This is a genomic window from Streptomyces sp. NPDC018693, assembly GCF_044391385.1.
Classification (GTDB): Bacteria; Actinomycetota; Actinomycetes; order Streptomycetales; family Streptomycetaceae; genus Streptomyces.
This window is the reverse complement of the sequence record NZ_JBIRZZ010000004.1, coordinates 272239-292504: the sequence shown is the minus strand read 5'-3', so window position 1 is coordinate 292504 and position 20266 is coordinate 272239. Positions and strand designations below refer to the sequence as shown.

14 protein-coding genes and 1 pseudogene are annotated in these 20266 nt (G+C 72.6%); 7 read left to right on the top strand and 8 right to left on the bottom strand.

All coding sequences use genetic code 11. The features are described from left to right. Positions 1–7: 7 nt before the first annotated feature. From ACH5AC_RS13315 to ACH5AC_RS13305, 3 genes are all read right to left on the bottom strand, one after another. Entirely contained in the window at positions 8–220 is a 213-nt protein-coding gene (locus ACH5AC_RS13315) for a response regulator transcription factor (RefSeq protein WP_398861865.1), read from the bottom strand. Between the two features lie 19 nt (positions 221–239). After that, positions 240–737 (bottom strand): hypothetical protein, encoded by a 498-nt coding sequence (locus ACH5AC_RS13310; protein ID WP_398861864.1) that lies wholly within the window; start codon positions 735–737, stop codon positions 240–242. 351 nt (positions 738–1088) lie between these two features. Beyond that, positions 1089–2249 carry a magnesium and cobalt transport protein CorA gene (locus ACH5AC_RS13305; protein WP_398861863.1) on the bottom strand — a complete coding sequence of 387 codons (1161 nt, stop codon included), beginning with the start codon at positions 2247–2249 and terminating at the stop codon, positions 1089–1091. 169 nt (positions 2250–2418) lie between these two features. Here ACH5AC_RS13305 and ACH5AC_RS13300 point away from each other — a divergent pair, with 169 nt between their 5' ends. Beyond that, positions 2419–3531 carry a winged helix DNA-binding domain-containing protein gene (locus tag ACH5AC_RS13300; RefSeq protein WP_398861862.1) on the top strand — a complete coding sequence of 371 codons (1113 nt, stop codon included), beginning with the start codon at positions 2419–2421 and terminating at the stop codon, positions 3529–3531. 10 nt (positions 3532–3541) lie between these two features. On the opposite strand, the gene ACH5AC_RS13295 is transcribed toward ACH5AC_RS13300, so the two are convergent. The 4 genes from ACH5AC_RS13295 to ACH5AC_RS13280 form a co-directional block, all read right to left on the bottom strand. Further along, positions 3542–4192, bottom strand: coding sequence for a LysE family translocator (locus ACH5AC_RS13295; protein ID WP_398862210.1), 651 nt, complete (start codon positions 4190–4192; stop codon positions 3542–3544). A 171-nt stretch (positions 4193–4363) separates the two neighbouring features. Beyond that, positions 4364–5155, bottom strand: a complete 792-nt coding sequence (locus tag ACH5AC_RS13290; RefSeq protein ID WP_398861861.1) for a S1 family peptidase — start codon at positions 5153–5155, stop codon at positions 4364–4366. A 256-nt stretch (positions 5156–5411) separates the two neighbouring features. Further along, positions 5412–8234, bottom strand: a complete 2823-nt coding sequence (locus tag ACH5AC_RS13285; protein ID WP_398861860.1) for an ATP-binding protein — start codon at positions 8232–8234, stop codon at positions 5412–5414. Between the two features lie 639 nt (positions 8235–8873). After that, entirely contained in the window at positions 8874–9740 is an 867-nt protein-coding gene (locus ACH5AC_RS13280; protein ID WP_398861859.1) for a response regulator transcription factor, read from the bottom strand. A gap of 124 nt (positions 9741–9864) precedes the next feature. On the opposite strand from ACH5AC_RS13280, the gene ACH5AC_RS13275 reads away from it, so the two are divergent. Both ACH5AC_RS13275 and ACH5AC_RS13270 read left to right on the top strand, forming a co-directional pair. Further along, positions 9865–11535, top strand: coding sequence for an AMP-binding protein (locus ACH5AC_RS13275; RefSeq protein WP_398861858.1), 1671 nt, complete (start codon positions 9865–9867; stop codon positions 11533–11535). A 193-nt stretch (positions 11536–11728) separates the two neighbouring features. Continuing rightward, positions 11729–12068, top strand: a pseudogene (locus ACH5AC_RS13270) (AMP-binding protein); the annotation flags it as partial. 219 nt (positions 12069–12287) lie between these two features. On the opposite strand, the gene ACH5AC_RS13265 reads toward ACH5AC_RS13270, so the two are convergent. Next, entirely contained in the window at positions 12288–12629 is a 342-nt protein-coding gene (locus ACH5AC_RS13265) for a VOC family protein (protein WP_398861857.1), read from the bottom strand. A 264-nt stretch (positions 12630–12893) separates the two neighbouring features. On the opposite strand from ACH5AC_RS13265, the gene ACH5AC_RS13260 reads away from it, so the two are divergent. From ACH5AC_RS13260 to ACH5AC_RS13245, 4 genes are all read left to right on the top strand, one after another. Further along, the gene (locus ACH5AC_RS13260; protein ID WP_398862209.1) at positions 12894–13919 is read left to right on the top strand and encodes a LacI family DNA-binding transcriptional regulator; all 1026 of its coding nucleotides are present in this window, start codon (positions 12894–12896) and stop codon (positions 13917–13919) included. Between the two features lie 267 nt (positions 13920–14186). After that, positions 14187–15317 carry a cellulose binding domain-containing protein gene (locus ACH5AC_RS13255; protein ID WP_398861856.1) on the top strand — a complete coding sequence of 377 codons (1131 nt, stop codon included), beginning with the start codon at positions 14187–14189 and terminating at the stop codon, positions 15315–15317. A gap of 404 nt (positions 15318–15721) precedes the next feature. Then, a complete protein-coding gene (locus ACH5AC_RS13250) occupies positions 15722–17950 on the top strand; it encodes a glycoside hydrolase family 3 N-terminal domain-containing protein (protein WP_398861855.1) in 2229 nt (742 codons plus the stop codon). A 53-nt stretch (positions 17951–18003) separates the two neighbouring features. Beyond that, the gene (locus tag ACH5AC_RS13245; RefSeq protein ID WP_398861854.1) at positions 18004–20223 is read left to right on the top strand and encodes a glycoside hydrolase family 6 protein; all 2220 of its coding nucleotides are present in this window, start codon (positions 18004–18006) and stop codon (positions 20221–20223) included. Positions 20224–20266 lie beyond the last annotated feature (43 nt).

Sequence of the window (20266 nt, the reverse complement as noted above, 5' to 3'; positions counted from 1 at the left end):
GCGGCGGTCAGGCCGCGTCCGGCAGGCGCAGGTCGAGGAGGACGATGTCCGGGCGCAGGAGCCCGACCGCGGTGACGGCTTCTCGCCCGGAGCGGGCGAATCCCGCGACGGTGATCCAGGGGGTGTTGCTGAGCGCCACGGTGACGCCGTCCAGGACGATGGGGTGGTCGTCGACCACCAGGACGCTCACCTTCTCCTGGTCCGGTCTTTCCTGGCCCATGCGCCCGACTCCTCCTGGCTCATGCGGGGACCCGCGCCTGTACCGTGACGCCGCCGTCCTCGTTGCTGCCCACGCTCAGGCGTCCGCCCACGCGTGCCAGTCGTTCGGACATGGCCTGCATACCCAGTCCTTCCGAAGTGCTCCCGGCGGCCGGAAGCCCCACGCCGTCGTCGGCCATCCGTACCATGACCCCGCCCGCGCCCGCGAACACGCAGATCGTCGCGCAGGCCCTCGTGCAGGACGGTGCGGTACAGGCCCATGCGCGCCGGAACTTCTCCCGGTACAGCGCGAGGTCCTGGGCGTCCGCGCCCGAGAGGTCCCTCGGCGCGGGTGCGCCGCAGAAGCGGGAGCGGGCCGTGATGTGCGAGCCCGCGCCCGGAGTGAGCAGGGGTGAACCCGGCGGTGCGCCGGCTGTCGCAGCCCGTTCCTGCCCTGAGAAGGAGGCCGGGTTGTCGCCCGCTGGCGCATGAGACCTGGTACGCGTGGACGCCCGGCTGACCAGAACACCGCTCGTCACCACAATCAACAGGCCGCACAGAGCGGACGGACGTGGTGCGGCTCCGCTCAGAAGCCAATGTCACTGTCTGTGATTGTTAGGGAGCGACAAAGGTGACCGGCGAGATGTTGAGCAGGAAGCGGGGTAGGGACGAAGCCGACGACGCAGAAGCTGCGTCGTCAGCCGATCTCCCCGGATTCTCCCCGGTGCCTGCAGGCGGGTAACAGTCCTGGTCAGTGCCTTACTGGAGGCAGGTGGACGAGATCACCGGCATCACTTCTCCCCAGGGGCTCCCCAGGGCCGACTCTGGCCCGGTCCGTGACCGGTGCGAGAGCAAATGCCGCAGAAGAACTGAGCTCGGTAAGGGGGGAATCAGAGCCAGTCCCGCCGCTTGAAGATCACGTACAGACTGACGCACACGACCCCCATCAAGCCGATCGCGAAGGGGTATCCGAAGCTCCAGTTCAGCTCCGGCATGTGTGCGAAGTTCATCCCGTAGATCGTCCCCACGAGCGTCGGGGCGAACAGGATCGCCGCCCACGCCGAGATCTTCTTGATCTCCTCGTTCTGCTCGAAGCCGGCCTCCGCCAGGGCCCGCATCTCCGCGTTCTGCTGCTGCGTGACGAGGGTCGCGTTGACGGTGAGGATCTCGGTGAGGGCCTGGCGGAAGCCGTCGACGCGTTCGCTGGTGTGGGTGACGTGGTCGGCGACGTCGCGCAGGTAGCGCTGGAGTTCCTCGTCGGTGCCGTACTTGGAGAAGCCGGCCATCAGGCCGTGCAGCATGCCCACGAGGGGGCGGGTGGCGCGCTGGAACTCGACCATCTCGCGGGAGAGTTCGTAGATGCGGCGGGAGACGGCCGGGTCGCCGCGGAAGACTTCCGTCTCGATCTCGTCGATGTCGTTCTGGACGCCCGCGACCACCGGCGCGTAGCCGTCGACCACCGCGTCCAGGATCGCGTACAGGACCGCCTCCGGGCCCAGCTTCAGCAGCTCCGGTGACTCCTCCATGCGGTGGCGGACGGCAGACAGGTCGGGGGCCGCCCCGTGCCGGACCGTGATCACGAAGTCGGGGCCCACGAAGACGTGCAGCTCGGCGAAGTCGATCTCCTCCGGTGCGTCCAGATAGCGGGCGGCGCGCAGGACGACGAACAGGGTGTCGCCGTAGCGCTCCAGCTTGGGCCGCTGGTGGGCCTCCTTCGCGTCCTCGACCGCCAGCGGATGCAGGTCGAACTCCACGGCCAGCGACAGCAGTTCGGCCTCTGTCGGGCGTGCCAGGCCGATCCACGCCATGCCGGACGGCTGGTCGCGCAGCTCACGGAAGGTCTCGGCGAGCGTCGCGGGGGAGGAGACGCGCACACCGTCGCGGTACAGCGCCGCCTGGATCACACTCACCGGCTCGGACGCCGGCCCGGTGGGCGGCGGAGCGGCCGGGGGAGGGGGCGCCGTACGGGGCGGCTGCGGCGGGGTCAGGGCGCGGCGCCAGACGGAGCGCCTGGAGTTCTTCGAGGAGGGGCGAGCGCGCCGGTCGGACATCACGGCTCCTCCGGGTCGGTACGGCGTCCGGCTGATCGTCCACGTGATCATCGGACGGGATGCATGGGCAGGATATAGCGGACAAAGGGCATCGGGGGTACGCGTCGGCCCCGACGCCGGGGAGAGTCGCGGACCGGAACTGTCCGCAAGCCTCGCTAGCGTGCCTGACATGAAGACGAAGACGGCCGCCTCCGCCCCGGTGCTCTCCGCCCGCGCCCTCAACCGCGCCACCCTCGACCGCCAGCTGCTGCTGCGCCGCGCCCCGATGTCCGCCCGGGACGCGGTGGCACATCTCGTCGGTCTCCAGGCGCAGAACGTCAGGCCGCCGTATGTCGCCCTCGCCGCCCGCCTCGACGGCTTCGCGCCCGAGCAGCTGTCGGCGCTCATGGCCGACCGCCAGGTCGCCCGTCTCGTCACCCTGCGCTCCACCCTGCACACCCACACCGCCGACGACTGCCTCACCCTGCGGCCGTTCGTCCAGCCCGCCCGGGAACGCGAACTCGGCCTCTTCCGCAAGGGCCTGGCCGGCGTCGACCTCGACCGGCTCGCCGCCCTCGCCCGCGACCTGGTGGAGGCCCAGCCGCGCACGATGAAGCAGCTCCGCGAGGCCCTCCTCGCCGAGTGGCCGGACGCCGACCCCCAGGCCCTGGGAATCGCCGCACGCTGTCTGCTGCCCCTGGTCCAGGTCACCCCGCGCGGACTGTGGGGCCGCAGCGGCCAGGTCGCCCTCACCACCGCCGAGCACTGGCTGGGCCGGCCCGCCGAACCCGCCGCGCGGCCGGACGCCGTCGTGCTGCGCTACCTCGCCGCCTTCGGCCCCGCCTCCGTCAAGGACATGCAGACCTGGGCCGGTCTCACCCGGCTGCGCGACGCCTTCGAACGGCTCCGCCCACGGCTCGTCACCTTCCGCGACGACAAGGGAGTCGAGCTCTTCGACCTGCCGGACGCGCCCCGCCCCGACCCCGACACCCCGGCCCCGCCCCGCTTCCTCCCCGAGTTCGACAACCTGCTCCTCTCCCACGCCGACCGCACCCGCGTCGTCCCCGCCGAGCACTGGGGCCGCGCCTGGCAGGGCAACCAGGTCCACCGCACCTTCCTGCTCGACGGTTTCCTCGCGGGCGTGTGGAAGCTGACCGACGACGCCCTGGTCATCGAGCCCTTCGCCTCGCTGACCAAGGCCCAGCGGTCCGACCTCACCGCCGAGGCCGAGCACATGCTCGCCGTCCTGCACCCCGGCCACACGTACGACATCCGGTTCGGGGCCGTCGTACGGACGGACTAGCGCATCCCGCTCAGTCCGCGCGGCCCGTCACCGCCACGGTCAGGCCCAGCCCGATCATCGTGAAGCCGCCCGCCCCGCCTATCAGCGACAGCCGTCGGTCCGAGCCGGCGAACCAGGTGCGGGCCGCCGACGCGGTCAGGCCCCACAGGGTGTCCGTGACCAGGCCGATGGAGATCGGGACCAGGCCGAGCAGCAGCATCTGCAGCGGCACCTGGCCCGCCGCCTGGTCCACGAACTGGGGGAGCACGGCCGCGAAGAACACGATGCCCTTGGGGTTGGTGATGCCGACGAGGGCCCCGTCGAGCGCCGTCCGCCCGTCGCCGCGCGGCCCCTTGCCCTCCGGCCGCGTCCGTATCGCGGACGCCTTCAACTCCCCGCGGTGCCGGTACGCCTGCACGCCCAGGTACACCAGATAGCCCGCGCCGGCCAGTTTGACCACCAGGAACGCGGTCGCCGACCGCTCCACCAGCGAGCCGATGCCGACGGCGACCGCCACCACCTGCAGATACGAGCCGAGGACATTGCCGAGCGCGGTGGCCACGGCGGTCCGCCGGCCGTGGGCGAGCGCACGGCCGATGATGAACAGCACGCTCGGGCCCGGAACCACGATCACCAGCAGGGACATCGCCGCGAACGCCAGAAAACGGTCGGTGGACACCATGCCCATCACCCCCTCCACCGCCATTCAAACAGGTCCCACCGACAACGGGGCAGGCATCGGGGGGGCACGGACATGGAGAGGGGGCGCTGCGGGCCGCTCGTGGAGGCTCGCAGCGCCCCCTGGTATTTCACCTGAGGGGTGCTCAGGAGTTTCGCCGGGCCACTCGTACGTCTACGAGTCGACCTGCGCCGTGACGAGGCTGGAGAAGGTGGTCAGCCGGGTGTAGACCCCCGGATAACCGGCCGACGCGCAGCCCTCGCCCCAGGAAGTGATCCCTGCCAGGACGCCCCCGATGAGCAGGGGACCGCCGCTGTCGCCCTGGCAGGTGTCCACGCCGCCGGACGTGTATCCGGCGCACACCATCTCGCTCGCCACGTAGGACGAGCCGTACGAGCTGCGGCAGCTCGTGTCGGACACGGTCGGGACGGTCGCGGTCCGCAGCTGGTTGGAGGAGCTGCCACCCGAGGAGGTGGTGCCCCAGCCGATGATGCGGGCCGTGGTGCCGGCCGCGTACACCGAGGTGTCCGAGGAGGAGACGTACGACACCGGGGTGTACGGCATCGACGTCGACAGGGTCAGGACGGCCACGTCCTCGCCCCTGGTGGCGGTCGTGTAGTTCGGGTGGATCCAGATCTTGCTCACCCGGCTGACCGTGCCGTTGGTGCCGTTGCGGTAGGTCCGGCCGCCGACGACGCGGATGCTGCTGGTGGTCTCGCCGACCATGCAGTGCGCGGCCGTGACCACCTTGGTCGGCGACACGAGCGTGCCGCCGCAGAACTGGTTCTGCGAGGCGTCCGTGATCTGCATCATGAACGGGTACGACGTCGTGGTGGTCGTCGTGCCGCCGACGATCGGCTGGGGTGCGGCCGTCGCCGAGGGCGCGCCGAGCAGCGCGGTGGTGGCTGCCGCGGCGGTCGCGACAACTGCTGCGGCGGTCTTTCTGGCACGGGTGAGCCCGAACATCAGTCTCCTCGTGGGGGGATCTGCCGGTGGGGGGTCGCGCGGGTGTGGGGGTGAGGCACGGGGACGGGGACCTCCGGCTCTCCGTCGAGCCGGCGAGGGCCTACCGAACCCGTGTGCCCGGGCGAAGCGGCACGCCCCAAACGCTAGGACCCGGTACACCGCCCTCCCAATGAGGGAACCCCCTAGGGGAGTTGGGCAGGGAAAACCCTCGGTGACCCGTAGGCAAACCCGTGAAGGCAGTAAACCCGCGGAACCTTCACTTCGCGTGGCGCCCCGCCGCCAGGCGGACGATGTCCACCCGGGAGCGGATGCCCAGCTTGCGGTAGACCCGGGTCAGCGTCGCCTCGACCGTCTTGACGCTGATGAACAGACGGGCGGCTATCTCCCGGTTGGTGGCGCCCTCCATGACCAGCGAGGCCACCTGACGCTCCATCGACGCCAGCCCCTCCAGGGCGTCCGTGGCGGGCGCCGGCGCGACCGGCACGGACGGGGTCTTAGGCGGGGGCGTCGCGGCGGCCCGCTCGACGTGCCGCAGCCACGGCAGGGCGCGGCCGCGCCGGAACAGCCGGGCCGCCTCGTCGTACGACGTCGGCCCCGGCCGCCGGGTGGTGCGCAGCCGGGCCAGCGCGAACGCGGCCCGCGCCTCCTCCAGGCCGTAACCCAGCTTGGCCAGCCGGTCCTGCACGGACGTCAGCTGGGCCAGTGCCGCCTCGTGCTCACCGCGCGCCGCGCGCACCAGCGCCTCCGACCGGTCGAGCACGGCGAGCACGCTCTCCCGGCCCAGCCGCAGCGCGTGCTCGCGGGTGACGTCGATGACGTCCTGCGCCTCGCCCGGCTCACCGATCAGGACCAGGGCCTCGGCGAGGTCGCCCTGCCAGCGGCCGCGCGCCGGGTCGGTGATGCCCAGGCCCCGCTCCAGCTCCCGCACCCGGCGCAGGGAGGCGACCGCGCCCGCGGCGTCCCCGGCCACCAACTGGGCGTAGCCCAGGGAGGCCAGCGCCCGCGAGAGATACATCTGGTCGCCGTCCTCCTCGGCGCGCTCGGCCGCCTCCCGGGCCAGCGCCAGCGCCCGGTCGACATCGCCGCCGGACGCCTCGGCGAGGGAGGTGAGCATGGCGGAGGCGCCCATGCCGATACCGGAGTCGCGGGCCAGGCGCAGGCTCTCGCGGGCGAGGTCCAGGGCGCGGCCGCAGTGCCCGGAGCGCAGCTCGATGTCGGCGAGGAAGCGCTGGAAGTGCACCTCGCTCTCGACCATGCCGCGTCGGCGCACCTCGCGCAGCAGCGCGGTGATGGTGGTGCGCGCCTCGGGCAGCTGGTCGCTCATCAGCAGCCAGCGGAAGCGGGCCATGCCGGCGCCGTTGTGGTGGCAGGCCACGTAGGGGTCCTGCGGTTCCTTCAGGGCCTTCTTGATGGTCGCGGGCGCGTCCGGGTGGCCCATCAGGGTCTCGGTGGACGCCTGGAAGGACAGCGCCATCAGCTCGGTGCGGCGGTCGCCGCCGCGTGCGGCCAGCTCCGCGGCGTGCGCGGCCTCCTGGCGGGCCACGGCGAAGTCGCCCTCCATGATCAGCGCGCGCCAGGACAGCTGGTAGTGGACCAGGCCGAGCAGTTCGGGGTCGTCGCCGGCGTCGGCGAGCATCTGGGGAAAGGCGGTGTCCACGTCGCCGAGCGCCTGCCCGGCCGACTCGACGACCACCATCCACGCCCGCACCCGCTCGGCCGGCGCGGTCGCCCGGGTCAGCACGTCGTGGGCGATGTCCCGGGCGAGGTCGGTCTCGCCGGCGGTGATCGCGTCCTCCGCGGCCTCCAGCCGCCGCTCGTCCGGGCGGGGGGCGTGGTCGGCGGGGGTGTGCCGGGCCGCGAGCAGCCCGAGCGTGGCCGCCACCGAGGGGGCCCCGCGGTCGCGGGCCAGCGCGGCGGCCTCGGCGAGCCGGGCGGCCACCTCCGGGTCGGTGCCGGTGGTGGCCAGGGCCAGATGGCGGGCCCGTTCGATGGGGTCGGAGGCGGCGGTGGACAGCGCCGCGTGCGCGGCCCGGCGCTCCTGCGCGGGAGCCTCGGCGTACAGGGCGGCGGAGATCAGCGGATGCGCGAAGCGTACGGCCGGACCCTCGGGCTCGGTCGCGAGCAGGCCCAGCGCGGCCGCCTGCGCGGTCTCGGCCTCGGCGTTCTCACGGCCGGCCGCGTGCAGCAGGGCCAGCGTGGGGCGGGCGCCCGCGCTCGCCACCAGCAGGGTGCGGCGGGCTTCGGCCGAGAGCATGTCGAGGCGGCTGAGCACCAGGGCGCGCAGCGAGGTCGGCACCGGCAGCGGCTCGCCGGGGCGCGGCGGGGTGGGATTCTCGCCGAGGGCGCGGCCCAGCTCCAGGGCGAACAGGGGGTTGCCGCCGCTTGTGCGGTGGATGTCGCGGACCGTGGAGCGGGGCAGGTCGGTGTAGCCGCGCCGGTCGAGCAGCGCGGAGACCTGGGCGCGGGACAGGGGGGTGAGGCGGGCGGCGAGGGTGTCCGGCGGGGACGCGCGTAGATGGCGGTCGTACTCCTGACCCTCGGCCCGGACCGCGCACAGCAGTTGCACCGGGGTGTCGCCGAGGCGGCGGGCGGCGAAGCCGAGGAGTTCCGCGCTGGCCGGATCCAGCCACTGCAGGTCGTCGGCGACGACGAGGACGGGCCCTTCGGCGGCGAGCGCGCGCAGCGCCGACAGCACGGCCAGGCGCAGGGCGAGGCCGTCTCGCTGGAGGGTGGACTCGCCGCGGCCGGTGAGGGCCGACTCCAGGGCGGTGCGCTGGGCCGAGGGGAGCTTGCCGGAGACCTCGTCGAGGACCAGGCCGAGCAGGTCGGCGAGGGCCAGGAAGGGCAGGTGGGATTCGGACTCGGTCGCCGAGCAGCGCAACACGGTGCGGGCGGCGTCGCCGTAATCCGCGGCCAAAGCGCGCAGGACCGTCGACTTTCCTATTCCGGCGGGGCCGTGCAGGAGCACACTGCCGCCCCGTACGAGCTGCTCCCGCGCGGCCGTGAACAGCTCGTCCCTGCCGATGACCAGGTCGGGGCGGCTTCTCGCAGGCTCCTGGAAGTCCCGTCGCACGGTCACCGCTCCCCTCCGTGTGTCGTGTCCGGGCCAAATTCTAGGCAACGTCACTTGAAATTCGGCGACGCGGCGTGGTGAGGGATATTACAAGTGACAGGAGGGACCGCATATAGCAATTCATGGCGCCGTCCAATGAATGAGACGCCCGCCGTGACGACCCCGCCGACCCACCGGCACCGCCTGCACCGAATCCCCTCATAACCACCCAAAACTCACCACCCCCGGCAACCCCGACGAACGCGCCGGCACCTTCCACCCACCCAGCCCCGCCCGCAGCCGCCCGAGCAGTCCCGCCCATGGCACCCGCGTCGGGAGAACCGTCAGCCGCCCCACGAACGGCCCGACCGTGGGCCCCCGTGCGGGGACCCCTCGGCCGCCGCCGAGCAGTCCGCCCCGTGGCTGCCACAGCGCATGTACCAGCGGCTTCCCATACAGCTCGTTCGCCCGCCGCCGCCACGCGAACAGCCAGTCCGTGGCGGGCGCTGTGGAGATCCGCCCGCAGGCGCCCGAGCAGTCCGACCCCGACCGCCGCAAGACCTGGCCGCCGTCGCCCGGGCAGCTCCGTCCGCAGCCGCCGTGGCCGAACGGCTGAAGCCCCCGCCGACCGCTCGTAGCCGCCCGATCAGCCGGACAGGCTCCCGGCTACGGCAGGAGCCCCGTTCGGCGGGCGGTTGCGACCGCCTCGCCGCGGGTGTGGGCGTCGAGCTTGCGCATGGCGGAGCGGAGGTAGCCCTTGACCGTTTCGGGGCGGAGGCCCAGACGGTCGGCCGTGGCCGCGTTCGTCGCCCCCGACGCCACGCACGACAGCACATCGAGTTCGCGCGGGGCCAGGACCACGTCGGTCGCGCCGCCTCCCGCGGTCAGCAGACCGCACGCGTCCAGCAGCTGCGCCCGCAGCGCCGGGTCCGTGATGCGCGGGGCCAGGGCGCGCAGCGCCGCGTGCGCCTCGCGGACCTGCTCCCAGTCGGCCGGCGTGACGGCCCCACCCCCGGTCGGCGCAGCACCCCCTCCCGCGGCCTGCGAGGCACTCCGGCCCGCCGCCGTCAGCAGGGAATTCAGCTCGTCCTGGACCACCAGCGCCTGCTCGACGTCCCGCGCCACGTCCACCGCCGCGCGGATCGTACGGTCACCCAGCGGCTGGGCCGTGCGCAGGGCGCCGTACAGCACGCCCCGCACCCGGCGTCGTACCACCAACGGCACCGCCACCACCGAGCGCAGCCCCTCCTGGGCCACCGCGGTGTCGTACTCGTGGCTGATCTGCCGGGAGAGGGAGTAGTCCGTCACCGCGCACGGGCGGGCCAGGGCGAGCGTCCGGCCCCCGAGGCCGCTGCCGGAGGTCACCGCCAGTCCGCGCAGGGCATCCGTCGCCGCGCCGCTGAACTCGCTGATCCGCATCCGCCGCTGCCCGGACTCCGCCAGCCCGCCGAAGGCCACCGGCAGGCCCGTCGTCCGCCGCAGCCGCGCCAGCGCGCCGCGTATCTCCGCCGTTCCGGACGCGTCCGCTGCCACTCGTTCGCCCTTTCCCGCGGCCCGTACGCCGCGCACACCCCCGTTCGGGGGTAGTGAGACGTGCATCACGGATTACACGATGCCAGAGACCGCCCGGCAATGGTCCGGTAGAGAAGGAGCACAGATGGTTACGGCGACGGAGCGCTTCCGCAGGGCGCGTGACTTCCTGCTGGCCCACCGCGAGGACTACGACACCGCCTGCGAGGGCTTCGAGTGGCCCCGGCCCGACAGGTTCAACTGGGCCCTCGACTGGTTCGACGTCATCGCGCGGGGCAACGACCGCACCGCCCTGCACATCGTCGAGGAGGACGGCTGCGAGACCCGCCTCACGTTCGCCGAGATGGCCGAGCGCTCCAACCGCGTCGCGAACCGCCTGCGCGAGCACGGCGTCGTCGCAGAGGACCGGATCCTGGTCATGCTCGGCAACCAGGCCGAGCTGTGGGAGACCGCGCTCGCCGCGATGAAGCTGCGCGCCGTCGTCATCCCCGCCACCCCGCTGCTCGGCCCCGCCGACCTGCGCGACCGCGTCGAGCGGGGCCGGGTGCGGCAGGTGATCGTCCGCGCCGAGGACACCGCCAAGTTCGACGACGTACCCGGGGACTACACCCGGATCGCCGTCGGCGGCGCCCCCGAGGGCTGGCGGCCGTACGAGGACGCCTACGACGCCCCCGCCGACTTCACCCCCGACGGGCAGACCCTCGCCGACGACCCGCTGATGCTCTACTTCACCTCCGGCACCACCGCCCGCCCCAAGCTGGTCGAGCACACCCACGCCTCGTACCCCATCGGCCACCTCGCCACCATGTACTGGATCGGCCTCCAGCCGGGCGACGTCCACCTCAACATCTCCTCACCCGGCTGGGCCAAGCACGCCTGGTCCAACCTCTTCGCCCCCTGGAACGCCGAGGCGACCGTCTTCATCCACAACTACACGCGCTTCGACGCGGCCCGGCTGATGGCGGAGATGGACCGCGCGGGCGTCACCACGTTCTGCGCGCCGCCCACCGTCTGGCGCATGCTCATCCAGGCCGACCTCACCCAGCTCGCCACCCCGCCCCGCGAGGCCGTCGCGGCCGGGGAGCCCCTCAACCCCGAGGTCATCGAGCAGGTGCGCAGGGCCTGGGGCGTCACCATCCGCGACGGCTTCGGGCAGACGGAGACGGCCGTGCAGGTCGCCAACACCCCCGGCCAGCCCCTGAAGACCGGCTCCATGGGCCGCCCCAGCCCCGGCTACCGCGTCGAACTCCTCGACCCGGTCACCGGCGCCCCCGGCGCCACCGAGGGCGAGATCGCCCTCGACCTGGCCTTCCGCCCGGTCGGCCTGATGACCGGCTACCACGGCGACGCCGACCGCACGGCGGAGGCGATGGCCGGCGGCTACTACCGCACCGGCGACATCGGGGCCCGCGACGAGGACGACTACATCACCTACGTGGGCCGAGCCGACGACGTCTTCAAGGCGTCCGACTACAAGATCAGCCCCTTCGAGCTGGAGAGCGCCCTGCTGGAGCACGAGGCCGTCGCCGAGGCCGCCGTCGTGCCCGCCCCCGACGAGCTGCGGCTCGCCGTGCCGAAGGCGTACGTCGTGCTCGCCGGGGGCTGGGAGCCCGGCCCGGACACCGCGAAGGTGCTCTTCGAACACTCCCGGGAGACCCTCGCCCCCTACAAGCGCATCCGGCGCATCGAGTTCGCCCCCCTGCCCAAGACCGTCTCCGGCAAGATCCGCCGCATCGAGCTGCGCGAGGCCACCGCGGTGGGCTCGGACGGCGAGTACCGCGAGGAGGACCTCAAGTGAACTCCTACGCTCACGGCGCCGGCCCGACCGCACTGCTCGGCGACACCATCGGCGCGAACCTCGACCGGGCCGTCGCCAGCTGGCCGGACCGCGAGGCGCTCGCCGACGTACCCTCCGGACGGCGCTGGACCTACGTCCAATTCGCCGCCGACGTCGACGGGCTGGCGTGCGCGCTGCTCACGAGCGGCGTCGCCAGAAGACCGCCGAGGCCGTCGACGCGGGCCGCTGGATGCACACCGGGGACCTGGCCGTCATGCGGGAGGACGGCTACGTCGAGATCGTCGGCCGCATCAAGGACATGATCATCCGGGGCGGGGAGAACATCTACCCCCGCGAGATCGAGGAGTTCCTCTACGGCCACCCCAAGATCAGAGGTCGTCGGCGTACCGCACGAGAAGTACGGCGAGGAGGTCCTGGCCTGCGTCATCCCGCACGACCCCACCGACCCGCCCACCCCGGACGACGTACGCGCCTTCTGCCAGGGCCGGTTGGCCCAACTGCGGGAGCGATTCCATGAGCGGGTGACGGGGTGATGGCCGGCGTCATGAGCCACGCGTATGCGGAGGTACCTGCCGACGTCCGCCTCACGGTCGAAAGCTCGACCACTTGGTCACCCGGCGATGGGTCGAATGTGCCCCGTGCGTCGAGCACGCTGACGTCCCGTCGGTGCGGGAGGCGGACGCTGCGGCTGGGTCAGCCACGGGTGGGCGAAACCGTCCGGCACCTCCACCCGAACGGCTGCCCGGCCCCGCTCAGCCCTTCCGCTCACCCAGGACACAGAATTCGTTGCCCTCCGGGTCGAGGAGGGTCACCCAGTGCTGCTCGTCCTGCACGGTGTCGGCGCGCCGGGCACCGAGGGAGAGCAGCCAGGCGACCTCGGCCTCCTGGTCGTCGGGGCGGAAGTCGGGGTGGAGCCGGTTCTTCGACGTCTTGCCCTCGGGGACAGGCACGAAGAGCAGCCCCGGCATCTGGTCCGGCTCAGGCCGGACTCGATGATCTCCTCGGATTCGTCGACCACTATCCAGCCGAGAGCTTCGGCCCACCAGCGCCCGAGGGCGATGGGGTCGGAGGAGTCGACGATGATCTGTTCCCATTCGAGTGCCATGGGCGTGAGCATAAAATGGGTTGGCTGGCTGCCAGGGCTGGGGGTGACCGCCGTCGACCGCCGGTCCGGTGTGCGGATCGTGTCCCGGTGCACCAGAGCGGTGTGGTAGCGCGATGTGGTACCAGCAAGTCGCGAGAAGTGATCGCTGCTGCACCACTCCAGGGGACACCACCCCGCCTGACCGTGCCCGTCCCTCAGGGACTTCGATCAACGGCGTCAACGGCCGTAGGATCAGGTGGCCTTGGGGGTGAACATGGTCAAGCGGCAGTCCGGTACGACGCCCACGCTGGAGCAGGTGGCCGCACTCGCCGGTGTCGGGCGGGGCACTGTCTCACGGGTCGTCAACAACGAGGCGGGGGTCAGGGAGTCCACGCGCCGCGCCGTGCAGCGGGCCATCGCCGAGCTCGGCTACGTGCCCAACCTGGCGGCGCGGTCGCTGGCCGGGCGGCGGGCCGACGCGGTGGCGCTGGTGATGACGGACCAGGACTGGCGGCTGTTCGGGGAGCCGTTCTTCTCGGAGACGGTCCGCTCCGTCGGCGACGCCCTGACCGACACCTCCGTACAGCTGCTGCTCACCCTCGTGCGCACGGACACCGAGCGGAAGCGGTTCGTCGAGTACGCGCGCGGCGGCCGGGTGGACGGCGTGCTGCTGATGTCCGTACGCGCCGAGGACCGGCTGCCGGACATGCTCGCCGACGCCGGGCTCCCCACCGTGCTGCTGGGCCGCCGCTCCGGCGACGAGCAGATCACCTACGTCGACGCGGACAACGTGGGCGGCGCCCGGGACGCGGTCGCCCATCTGGTGCGCGGCGGCCGGCGGGCGATCGGGTGCGTCACCGGGCCGCTCGACATGTACGTCGCCCAGTGCCGGCTGCGTGGCTACCGGCAGGCCCTCGCCGACGCAGGGCTGAGGACGGACGCCTCCTGGACCGTCGAGGGGGACTTCACCGAGGCGAGCGGGCGGGGCGCGATGGCCGAACTCCTCGAACGGCACCCGGACGTGGACGCGGTGCTCACCGCCTCGGACACCATGGCCGCGGGCGCGCTGGCCGTGCTGCGCGCGGCGGGCCGCCGGGTGCCCGACGACGTGGCGGTGATCGGCTTCGACGACTTCCCGCTCGCCGAGCACACCGAGCCCCGGCTGACCACGGTCCGCCAGCCCATGGAGGAGATCGGCCGGACCATGGTGCGGCTGCTGCTGGAGGAGATGGAGCAGCCCCAGGTCGCCTGGCGCCATGTCATCCTGCGCACCCGGCTGGTCATCCGCGACTCGGCATGACGGAGCGCTTCGGGAGCGCTCCCAATCTCCGTCAAAAACAGGCCAGTTGCGCCAGTTGCGTCACCTCGCCGCGCTGACCTGGGGCTTCGAAATTCATTCGATGGATTCGTGCGCACAGGGTTGTCAGGGGCATGCGCGCACTCCTACAGTCGCGACCGCAACCGGTGGGGTGGGAGCGCTCCCATGGGTGGGCGATTGGGAGCGCTCCCGAAACCCGCAGCAGCACGTCCTGTCGAGTCCGGTTCCCTCGCCAGAGAGGCCCCCCGCATGCGATCGTCGCCGCATCCCCTGCGCACCGTGCGCGCCCTGGCCGGCGCGCTGCTCACCGCTCTCGCCACGCTGGCCGCGCTCCTCGCCGTCGGAGCGCCGGCCCAGGCCGACACCCTGATCTGCGAGCAGTACGGATCGACCGTGATCCAGGGGCGCTATGTCGTCCAGAACAACCGCTGGGGCACCAGCGCCCAGCAGTGCGTCACCGCCACCGACACGGGCTTCCGGCTCACCCGGGCCGACGGCTCGGTGCCCACCGACGGCGCCCCGAAGTCGTACCCGTCGCTCTTCAACGGCTGCCACTACACCAACTGTTCGCCGGACACGAACCTCCCCGCGCGGATCAGCTCCATCTCCAGCGCGCCCAGCAGCATCTCGTACGGCTATGTCTCCGACGCCGTGTTCAACGCCTCGTACGACATCTGGCTGGACCCGACGCCCCGCACCGACGGGGTCAACCGGACCGAGATCATGATCTGGTTCAACCGGGTGGGCCCGGTCCAGCCGATCGGGTCTCCGGTCGGCAACGCCACCGTCGGCGGGCGCAGCTGGCAGGTGTGGACCGGCAGCAACGGCTCCAACGACGTGATCTCCTTCGTCGCCCCGTCGGCGATCGCGAGCTGGAGCTTCGACGTGAAGGACTTCGTCGATCAGGCCGTCGCCCGTGGAATGGCCCGAAGCGACTGGTATCTGACGAGTGTTCAGGCCGGGTTCGAGCCGTGGCAGAACGGCACCGGGCTGGCGGTGCACTCCTTCTCCTCCGCCGTGAACACCGGCGGCGGGGGGCCCGGTGGCCCGGGCGGTCCGGCGGCGGCCTGCCAGGTGTCGTACACGCCCAACGTCTGGCAGGGCGGCTTCACCGCCGATGTGACCGTGAAGAACACCGGTACCGCCGCCGTCGACGGCTGGCGGCTCGGCTTCACCCTGCCGTCGGGGCAGCGGATCACCAGCGCCTGGAACGCGACCCTGTCCGGGGCGTCCGGCGCTGTCACGGCCAGCCCGGTCGCGCACAACGCGCGCATCGAGCCCGGCGCCGGCCAGAGCTTCGGCTTCCAGGGCACCTACAGCGGCGGCTTCGCCGCACCGACCGGCTTCACCCTGAACGGCACCGCCTGTTCCGTCGCCTGACCGGCGGCGCACTGTCCCGCTCCGGGCTCCGCCCTCCGCCGAAAGGGCGGACCCCGGAGCGCACCACCCCGTCCCTGCATCCGGCGGTCCGCCCGCCTCCGCGGCCACGGTCGGTCCGCCGCTCCGTGCGCGGATCCGCGTGGTTGATCGGCCGGCGGTCGGTCCGCCGCTCCGGCGCGGAGTCCGCGTGGTTGATCGGCCGGCGGTCGGGCCGCCGCTCCGGCGCGGAGTCCGCATGGTTGATCGGCCGGTGGCCCGGCTGCCGCTCGGGCGCTCGATCTGTCCGCCGCGTCGGCCCGCGGCCTGCCCGCCGCTTCGGCCCGCACCAGGAAGGCGCCGGCTCGTTCAGTTCTCCGACACCCCCTGTCCAGCCCCTCCGGCCCGCATCCGGAAAGGCACCCGCCATGACACTGCGCCCAGCACCCCCCACCCGACGCTCGGCGATCGTCGCCGCGCTGTGCGCCGCGGCCCTCGCCGTGTCCGGGTCGACCGCGGCGGCCCCGCCCGACCGGACCGCCCCGACCGGCCTGTCCACCGTCTCCGCCGCCGCCCTTCCCCACCAGGACCCCTCGCTCCCCGTGCCGCAGCGTGTCGACGACCTGCTGGGCCGGATGACGCTCGACGACAAGCTCGGCCAGATGACGCAGATCGAGAAGGACGCCCTGGCCCCGCAGTCCGACCTCGCCACCTACCGCATCGGCTCGGTGCTCTCCGGCGGCGACTCCACGGTCAGCCCCAACAACGCCCGGACCTGGGCCGACACCTATGACTCGCTCCAGCGCACCGCCCTCGGCACCCCGCTCGGCATCCCGGTGATCTACGGCATCGACGCGGTGCACGGCCACAACGCGGTGCGGGGTGCCACGATCTTCCCGCACAACATCGGCCTCGGCGCCACCCGCGACCCGGCCCTGGTGCGGCGCGTCGGACGCGCGGTCGCCGAGGAGGTGGCCGGCACCGGCATCGACTGGTCCTTCGCTCCCTGTCTGTGCGTGGCCCGCAACGACCGATGGGGGCGTACGTACGAGTCGTTCGGCGAGACCCCCGAACTGCCCACCGCCATGACCTCGTTCATCACCGGCATGCAGGGCGACACCCTGGGCGCCGACCCGGCCTCCGTGCTCACCACCGCCAAGCACTACCTCGGCGACGGCGGCACCACCGGCGGTGTCGACCAGGGCGACACCCGGCTCTCCGAGGCCGAGCTGCGCGCGATCCACCTGCCGCCCTTCCAGGAGGCGGTCCGGCGCGGTGTGGGCTCGGTGATGCTGTCGTACAGCAGCTGGAACGGGATGCGCTCGCACGCGCACAGGTACCTGGTCACCGACGTCCTCAAGGGCGAGCTCGGCTTCAGCGGCTTCGTCGTCTCCGACTGGGCCGCGGTCGACCAGCTCGACGGACAGAGCGGCTTCACCGGCGCCGAGATCGCCACCGCCGTCAACGCGGGCGTCGACATGGTGATGGTCCCGCACGACTACCGGAAGTTCCTCACCCTGCTGCGCGGCGAGGTCACCGCCGGGCGGATCCCGCTCGCCCGGATCGACGACGCCAACCGCCGCATCCTCACCAAGAAGTTCCAACTAGGCTTGTTCGAACGGCCGTTGACCGACCGCTCGTACACCTCCACGGTCGGTTCGGCGGCCCACCGCGCCCTCGCCCGCCAGGCCGTACGGGCCTCGCAGGTGCTGCTGAAGAACGACGGCGGCGTCCTGCCGCTGCCGAAGACGGGCAAGCTGTTCGTCGCCGGGAAGTCCGCCGACGACATCGGCAACCAGAGCGGCGGCTGGACACTGGGCTGGCAGGGCCGCAGCGGGCCCGTCACCGAGGGCACCACCGTCCTCCAGGGCATCCGCGCCGCCGCCACCGACCCCTCCCGGGTCACCTACGACCGCCACGGCAACGGCATCGACGGCAGTTACACGGCCGCCGTGGCCGTCGTGGGCGAGACCCCGTACGCCGAGATGCGCGGCGACCGGCCCGGCGGCATGGGGCTCGACCAGGAGGACCTCGGAACCCTGGCCCGGCTGAAGGCGAGCGGCGTCCCCGTCGTCGTGGTCCTGGTCTCCGGCCGTCCGCTGGACATCGCCCCTCAACTTCCCGACTGGCGGGCGCTGTTGGCCGCATGGCTGCCCGGTACCGAGGGCGCCGGGGTGGCGGACGTGCTGTTCGGCGATCACGCCCCGACCGGCAGGCTGCCCATGACCTGGATGCGCAGCGCGTCCCAGCAGCCGATCAACGACGGCGACGGCAAGAGCCCGCTCTTCCCGTACGGCCACGGACTGACCTACGACGTGAACCCGGGCCCCGACCCCGATCCCGACCCGGATCCCGGTCCGGCGAAGGCGTGCACCGCCGAGTACCGGCTCGTCAACTCCTGGCCGGGCGGCCACCAGGCGGAGATCACCGTCAGGAACACCGGCACCGGCCCGATCACCGGCTGGGCCGTCGACTGGGACCTCGGCGGCACGACCGTCACCAGCCTCTGGAACGGCGTCCACACGGTCACCGACGGCCGGATCACCGTCCGCGACACCACCTCCAACGGCTCCCTGGCCGCCGGTGCCACCACCTCGTTCGGCTTCACCGCGAGCGGCACCCCGGGCTCGCCCACCCCGCGCTGCACGGCAGCCTGACGCGGCCTTCCCACCGGTCACCCCGATCCGCCACCCCCCTTCGAGGAGAGCGCATGACAGACCGGACCCGACGCACGGCAGATCGCCCGCACGGGCCGCGCCCCAGACGGTCGGCCGTGCCGGCCACCGCGCTGAGCATCCTGCTGCTGGGCGCGGCGACCCAGCTGTCCACGCCGCAAGCCGCGGCGGCCGAGGCGCATGTGGACAACCCGTTCGCCGGAGCCACCGCCTACGTCAACCCCGACTACGCGGAGCTCGTCGACAGTTCCATCGCACGGACCTCCGATCCCACGCTCCGCGCGAAGATGGAGACGGTCAAGAGCTATCCGACGGCGGTCTGGCTGGACCGTATCGCCGCCGTCCACGGCGGTGACGCCAACGCCGGCCGCAAGAGCCTCGCCGACCATCTCGACCTGGCGCTGGCGCAGAAGAGGCCCGGGCAGCCGATCACCGCCACCTTCGTCGTGTACGACCTGCCGGGCCGGGACTGCGCCGCGCTCGCCTCCAACGGTGAACTCCCGCTCACCGAGACCGGGTTGCAGCGCTACCGGAGCGAGTACATCGACGCCATCACCGCGGTCCTCAAGAACCCCAAGTACCAGGACATCCGCATCACGACCGTCATCGAGCCGGACGGGCTGCCGAACCTGGTGACCAACACCTCCGACCCGGAGTGCGCCGCCGCCAGGGCGAGCGGGATCCAGGTGCGGGCCGTCCGGTACGCCCTGGACCAGCTGCACGCCATCCCCAACGTCTACACGTACCTCGACTTCGCCCACTCGGGCTGGCTCGGCTGGGACACCAACCTCGGCCCGACCGTCCAGCTCTACACGGACGTCGCCAAGGGCACCCGGGCCGGACTGAGCAGCGTCGACGGCCTCGTCACCAACGTCTCCAACTACACGCCGCTGGAAGAGCCGTTCCTGGCCGACCCGAACAAGACCGTCGGCGGCGGCCAGATCCGGTCGGGCAGGTTCTACGAGTGGAACCCGCACTTCGACGAGTCGGACTTCACCGCGACCGTGCACCGCGCGCTCGTCGCGGCCGGCTGGCCCGCCGCCACGGGCATGATCGTCGACACGTCCCGCAACGGCTGGGGCGGCCCCGGCCGCCCGACCGCCGAGAGCACCAGCACGGTCCTCGACACCCATGTCACCGAGTCCAAGGTGGACCGCCGCACCCACCGCGGCCTGTGGTGCAACACCGACGGGGCGGGACTCGGGCGGCCGCCGCAGGCCGCGCCCGCCGGCTACCCCGACTCCCACCTCGACGCCTTTCTGTGGGTGAAGCCGCCGGGCGAGTCGGACGGGGCGAGCGAGGAGATCCCCAACGACGAGGGCAAGCACCTGGACCCCATGTGCGACCCGACGTACGTCGCACCCAACGCGGGCGGCAACAGGACCGGCGCCCTGCCCGGCGCGCCCCTGGCCGGGCACTGGTTCCACGCCCAGTTCGCGATGCTGGTCCGCAACGCCCACCCGGCCGTGCCCGTCGGCGGCGGCGGCCCGGGTGACCCGGACGACATCACGGCCCCGACCGCGCCGGCGGGCCTGACGGCGACCGCGAGGACCGCGAGCAGCGTCTCCCTGTCCTGGGCGGCGGCCACCGACGACGTGGGCGTCACCGGCTACGACGTGTACCGCGACGGCACCAGGGTGGGATCGTCCGCCGGGACGACGTTCACGGACACCGGGCTGAGCGCCGCCACGTCGTACGCCTACACCGTGCGGGCCCGCGACGCCGCCGGGAATGTCTCCGCGGCCTCGGCCGCGCTGACCGTCACCACCGAGACGGGCGGCGGCGGACCGGACCCGGTCGGCGGCCTCAAGGTCACCTACCGCAACGCCGACGGCTCGGCCACGGACAACGCGATCCGCCCCATGCTGCGGATCGTCAACACCGGCGGCGCCGCGCTGGACCTGACCCGGGTCACCGCCCGCTACTACTTCACCCGGGACGGCGGCTCGCCCACCGTGCACGCCTGGTGCGACTACGCGGCCGTCGGGTGCGCCAACGTCACGCTGCGGGTGGTCCCGCTCGGCACACCGGTCGCGGGCGCGGACGCCTACCTGGAGATCGGCTTCTCGGGCGGCACGCTGGCCGCCGGGACGGACACCGGCGATGTCCAGCTGCGGATGAGCAAGTCCGACTGGTCCGCGTTCGACGAGACCGGCGACCACAGCCGCGCCCCCGCCGCCCCCGCCTACGCCGACGCCCCGAGGATCCCCGCCTACCTGGCGGCCGACCTGGCCTGGGGCACGCCGCCGGCCTGACCGACCGAGGGCTTCCGAGGAAACCGACACCACCCGTCGCGCA

Bases quoted from the DNA above. Each gene is read 5' to 3' on its own strand.
- ACH5AC_RS13300 (WP_398861862.1), top strand. From the start codon at position 2,419: ATGAAGACGAAGACGGCCGCCTCCGCCCCGGTGCTCTCCGCCCGCGCC.
- ACH5AC_RS13315 (WP_398861865.1), bottom strand. From the start codon at position 220: ATGGGCCAGGAAAGACCGGACCAGGAGAAGGTGAGCGTCCTGGTGGTC.
- ACH5AC_RS13290 (WP_398861861.1), bottom strand. From the start codon at position 5,155: ATGTTCGGGCTCACCCGTGCCAGAAAGACCGCCGCAGCAGTTGTCGCG.
- ACH5AC_RS13265 (WP_398861857.1), bottom strand. From the start codon at position 12,629: ATGGGAACAGATCATCGTCGACTCCTCCGACCCCATCGCCCTCGGGCG.
- ACH5AC_RS13250 (WP_398861855.1), top strand. From the start codon at position 15,722: ATGACACTGCGCCCAGCACCCCCCACCCGACGCTCGGCGATCGTCGCC.
- ACH5AC_RS13255 (WP_398861856.1), top strand. From the start codon at position 14,187: ATGCGATCGTCGCCGCATCCCCTGCGCACCGTGCGCGCCCTGGCCGGC.
- ACH5AC_RS13245 (WP_398861854.1), top strand. From the start codon at position 18,004: ATGACAGACCGGACCCGACGCACGGCAGATCGCCCGCACGGGCCGCGC.
- ACH5AC_RS13260 (WP_398862209.1), top strand. From the start codon at position 12,894: ATGGTCAAGCGGCAGTCCGGTACGACGCCCACGCTGGAGCAGGTGGCC.
- ACH5AC_RS13275 (WP_398861858.1), top strand. From the start codon at position 9,865: ATGGTTACGGCGACGGAGCGCTTCCGCAGGGCGCGTGACTTCCTGCTG.
- ACH5AC_RS13295 (WP_398862210.1), bottom strand. From the start codon at position 4,192: ATGGTGTCCACCGACCGTTTTCTGGCGTTCGCGGCGATGTCCCTGCTG.
- ACH5AC_RS13305 (WP_398861863.1), bottom strand. From the start codon at position 2,249: ATGTCCGACCGGCGCGCTCGCCCCTCCTCGAAGAACTCCAGGCGCTCC.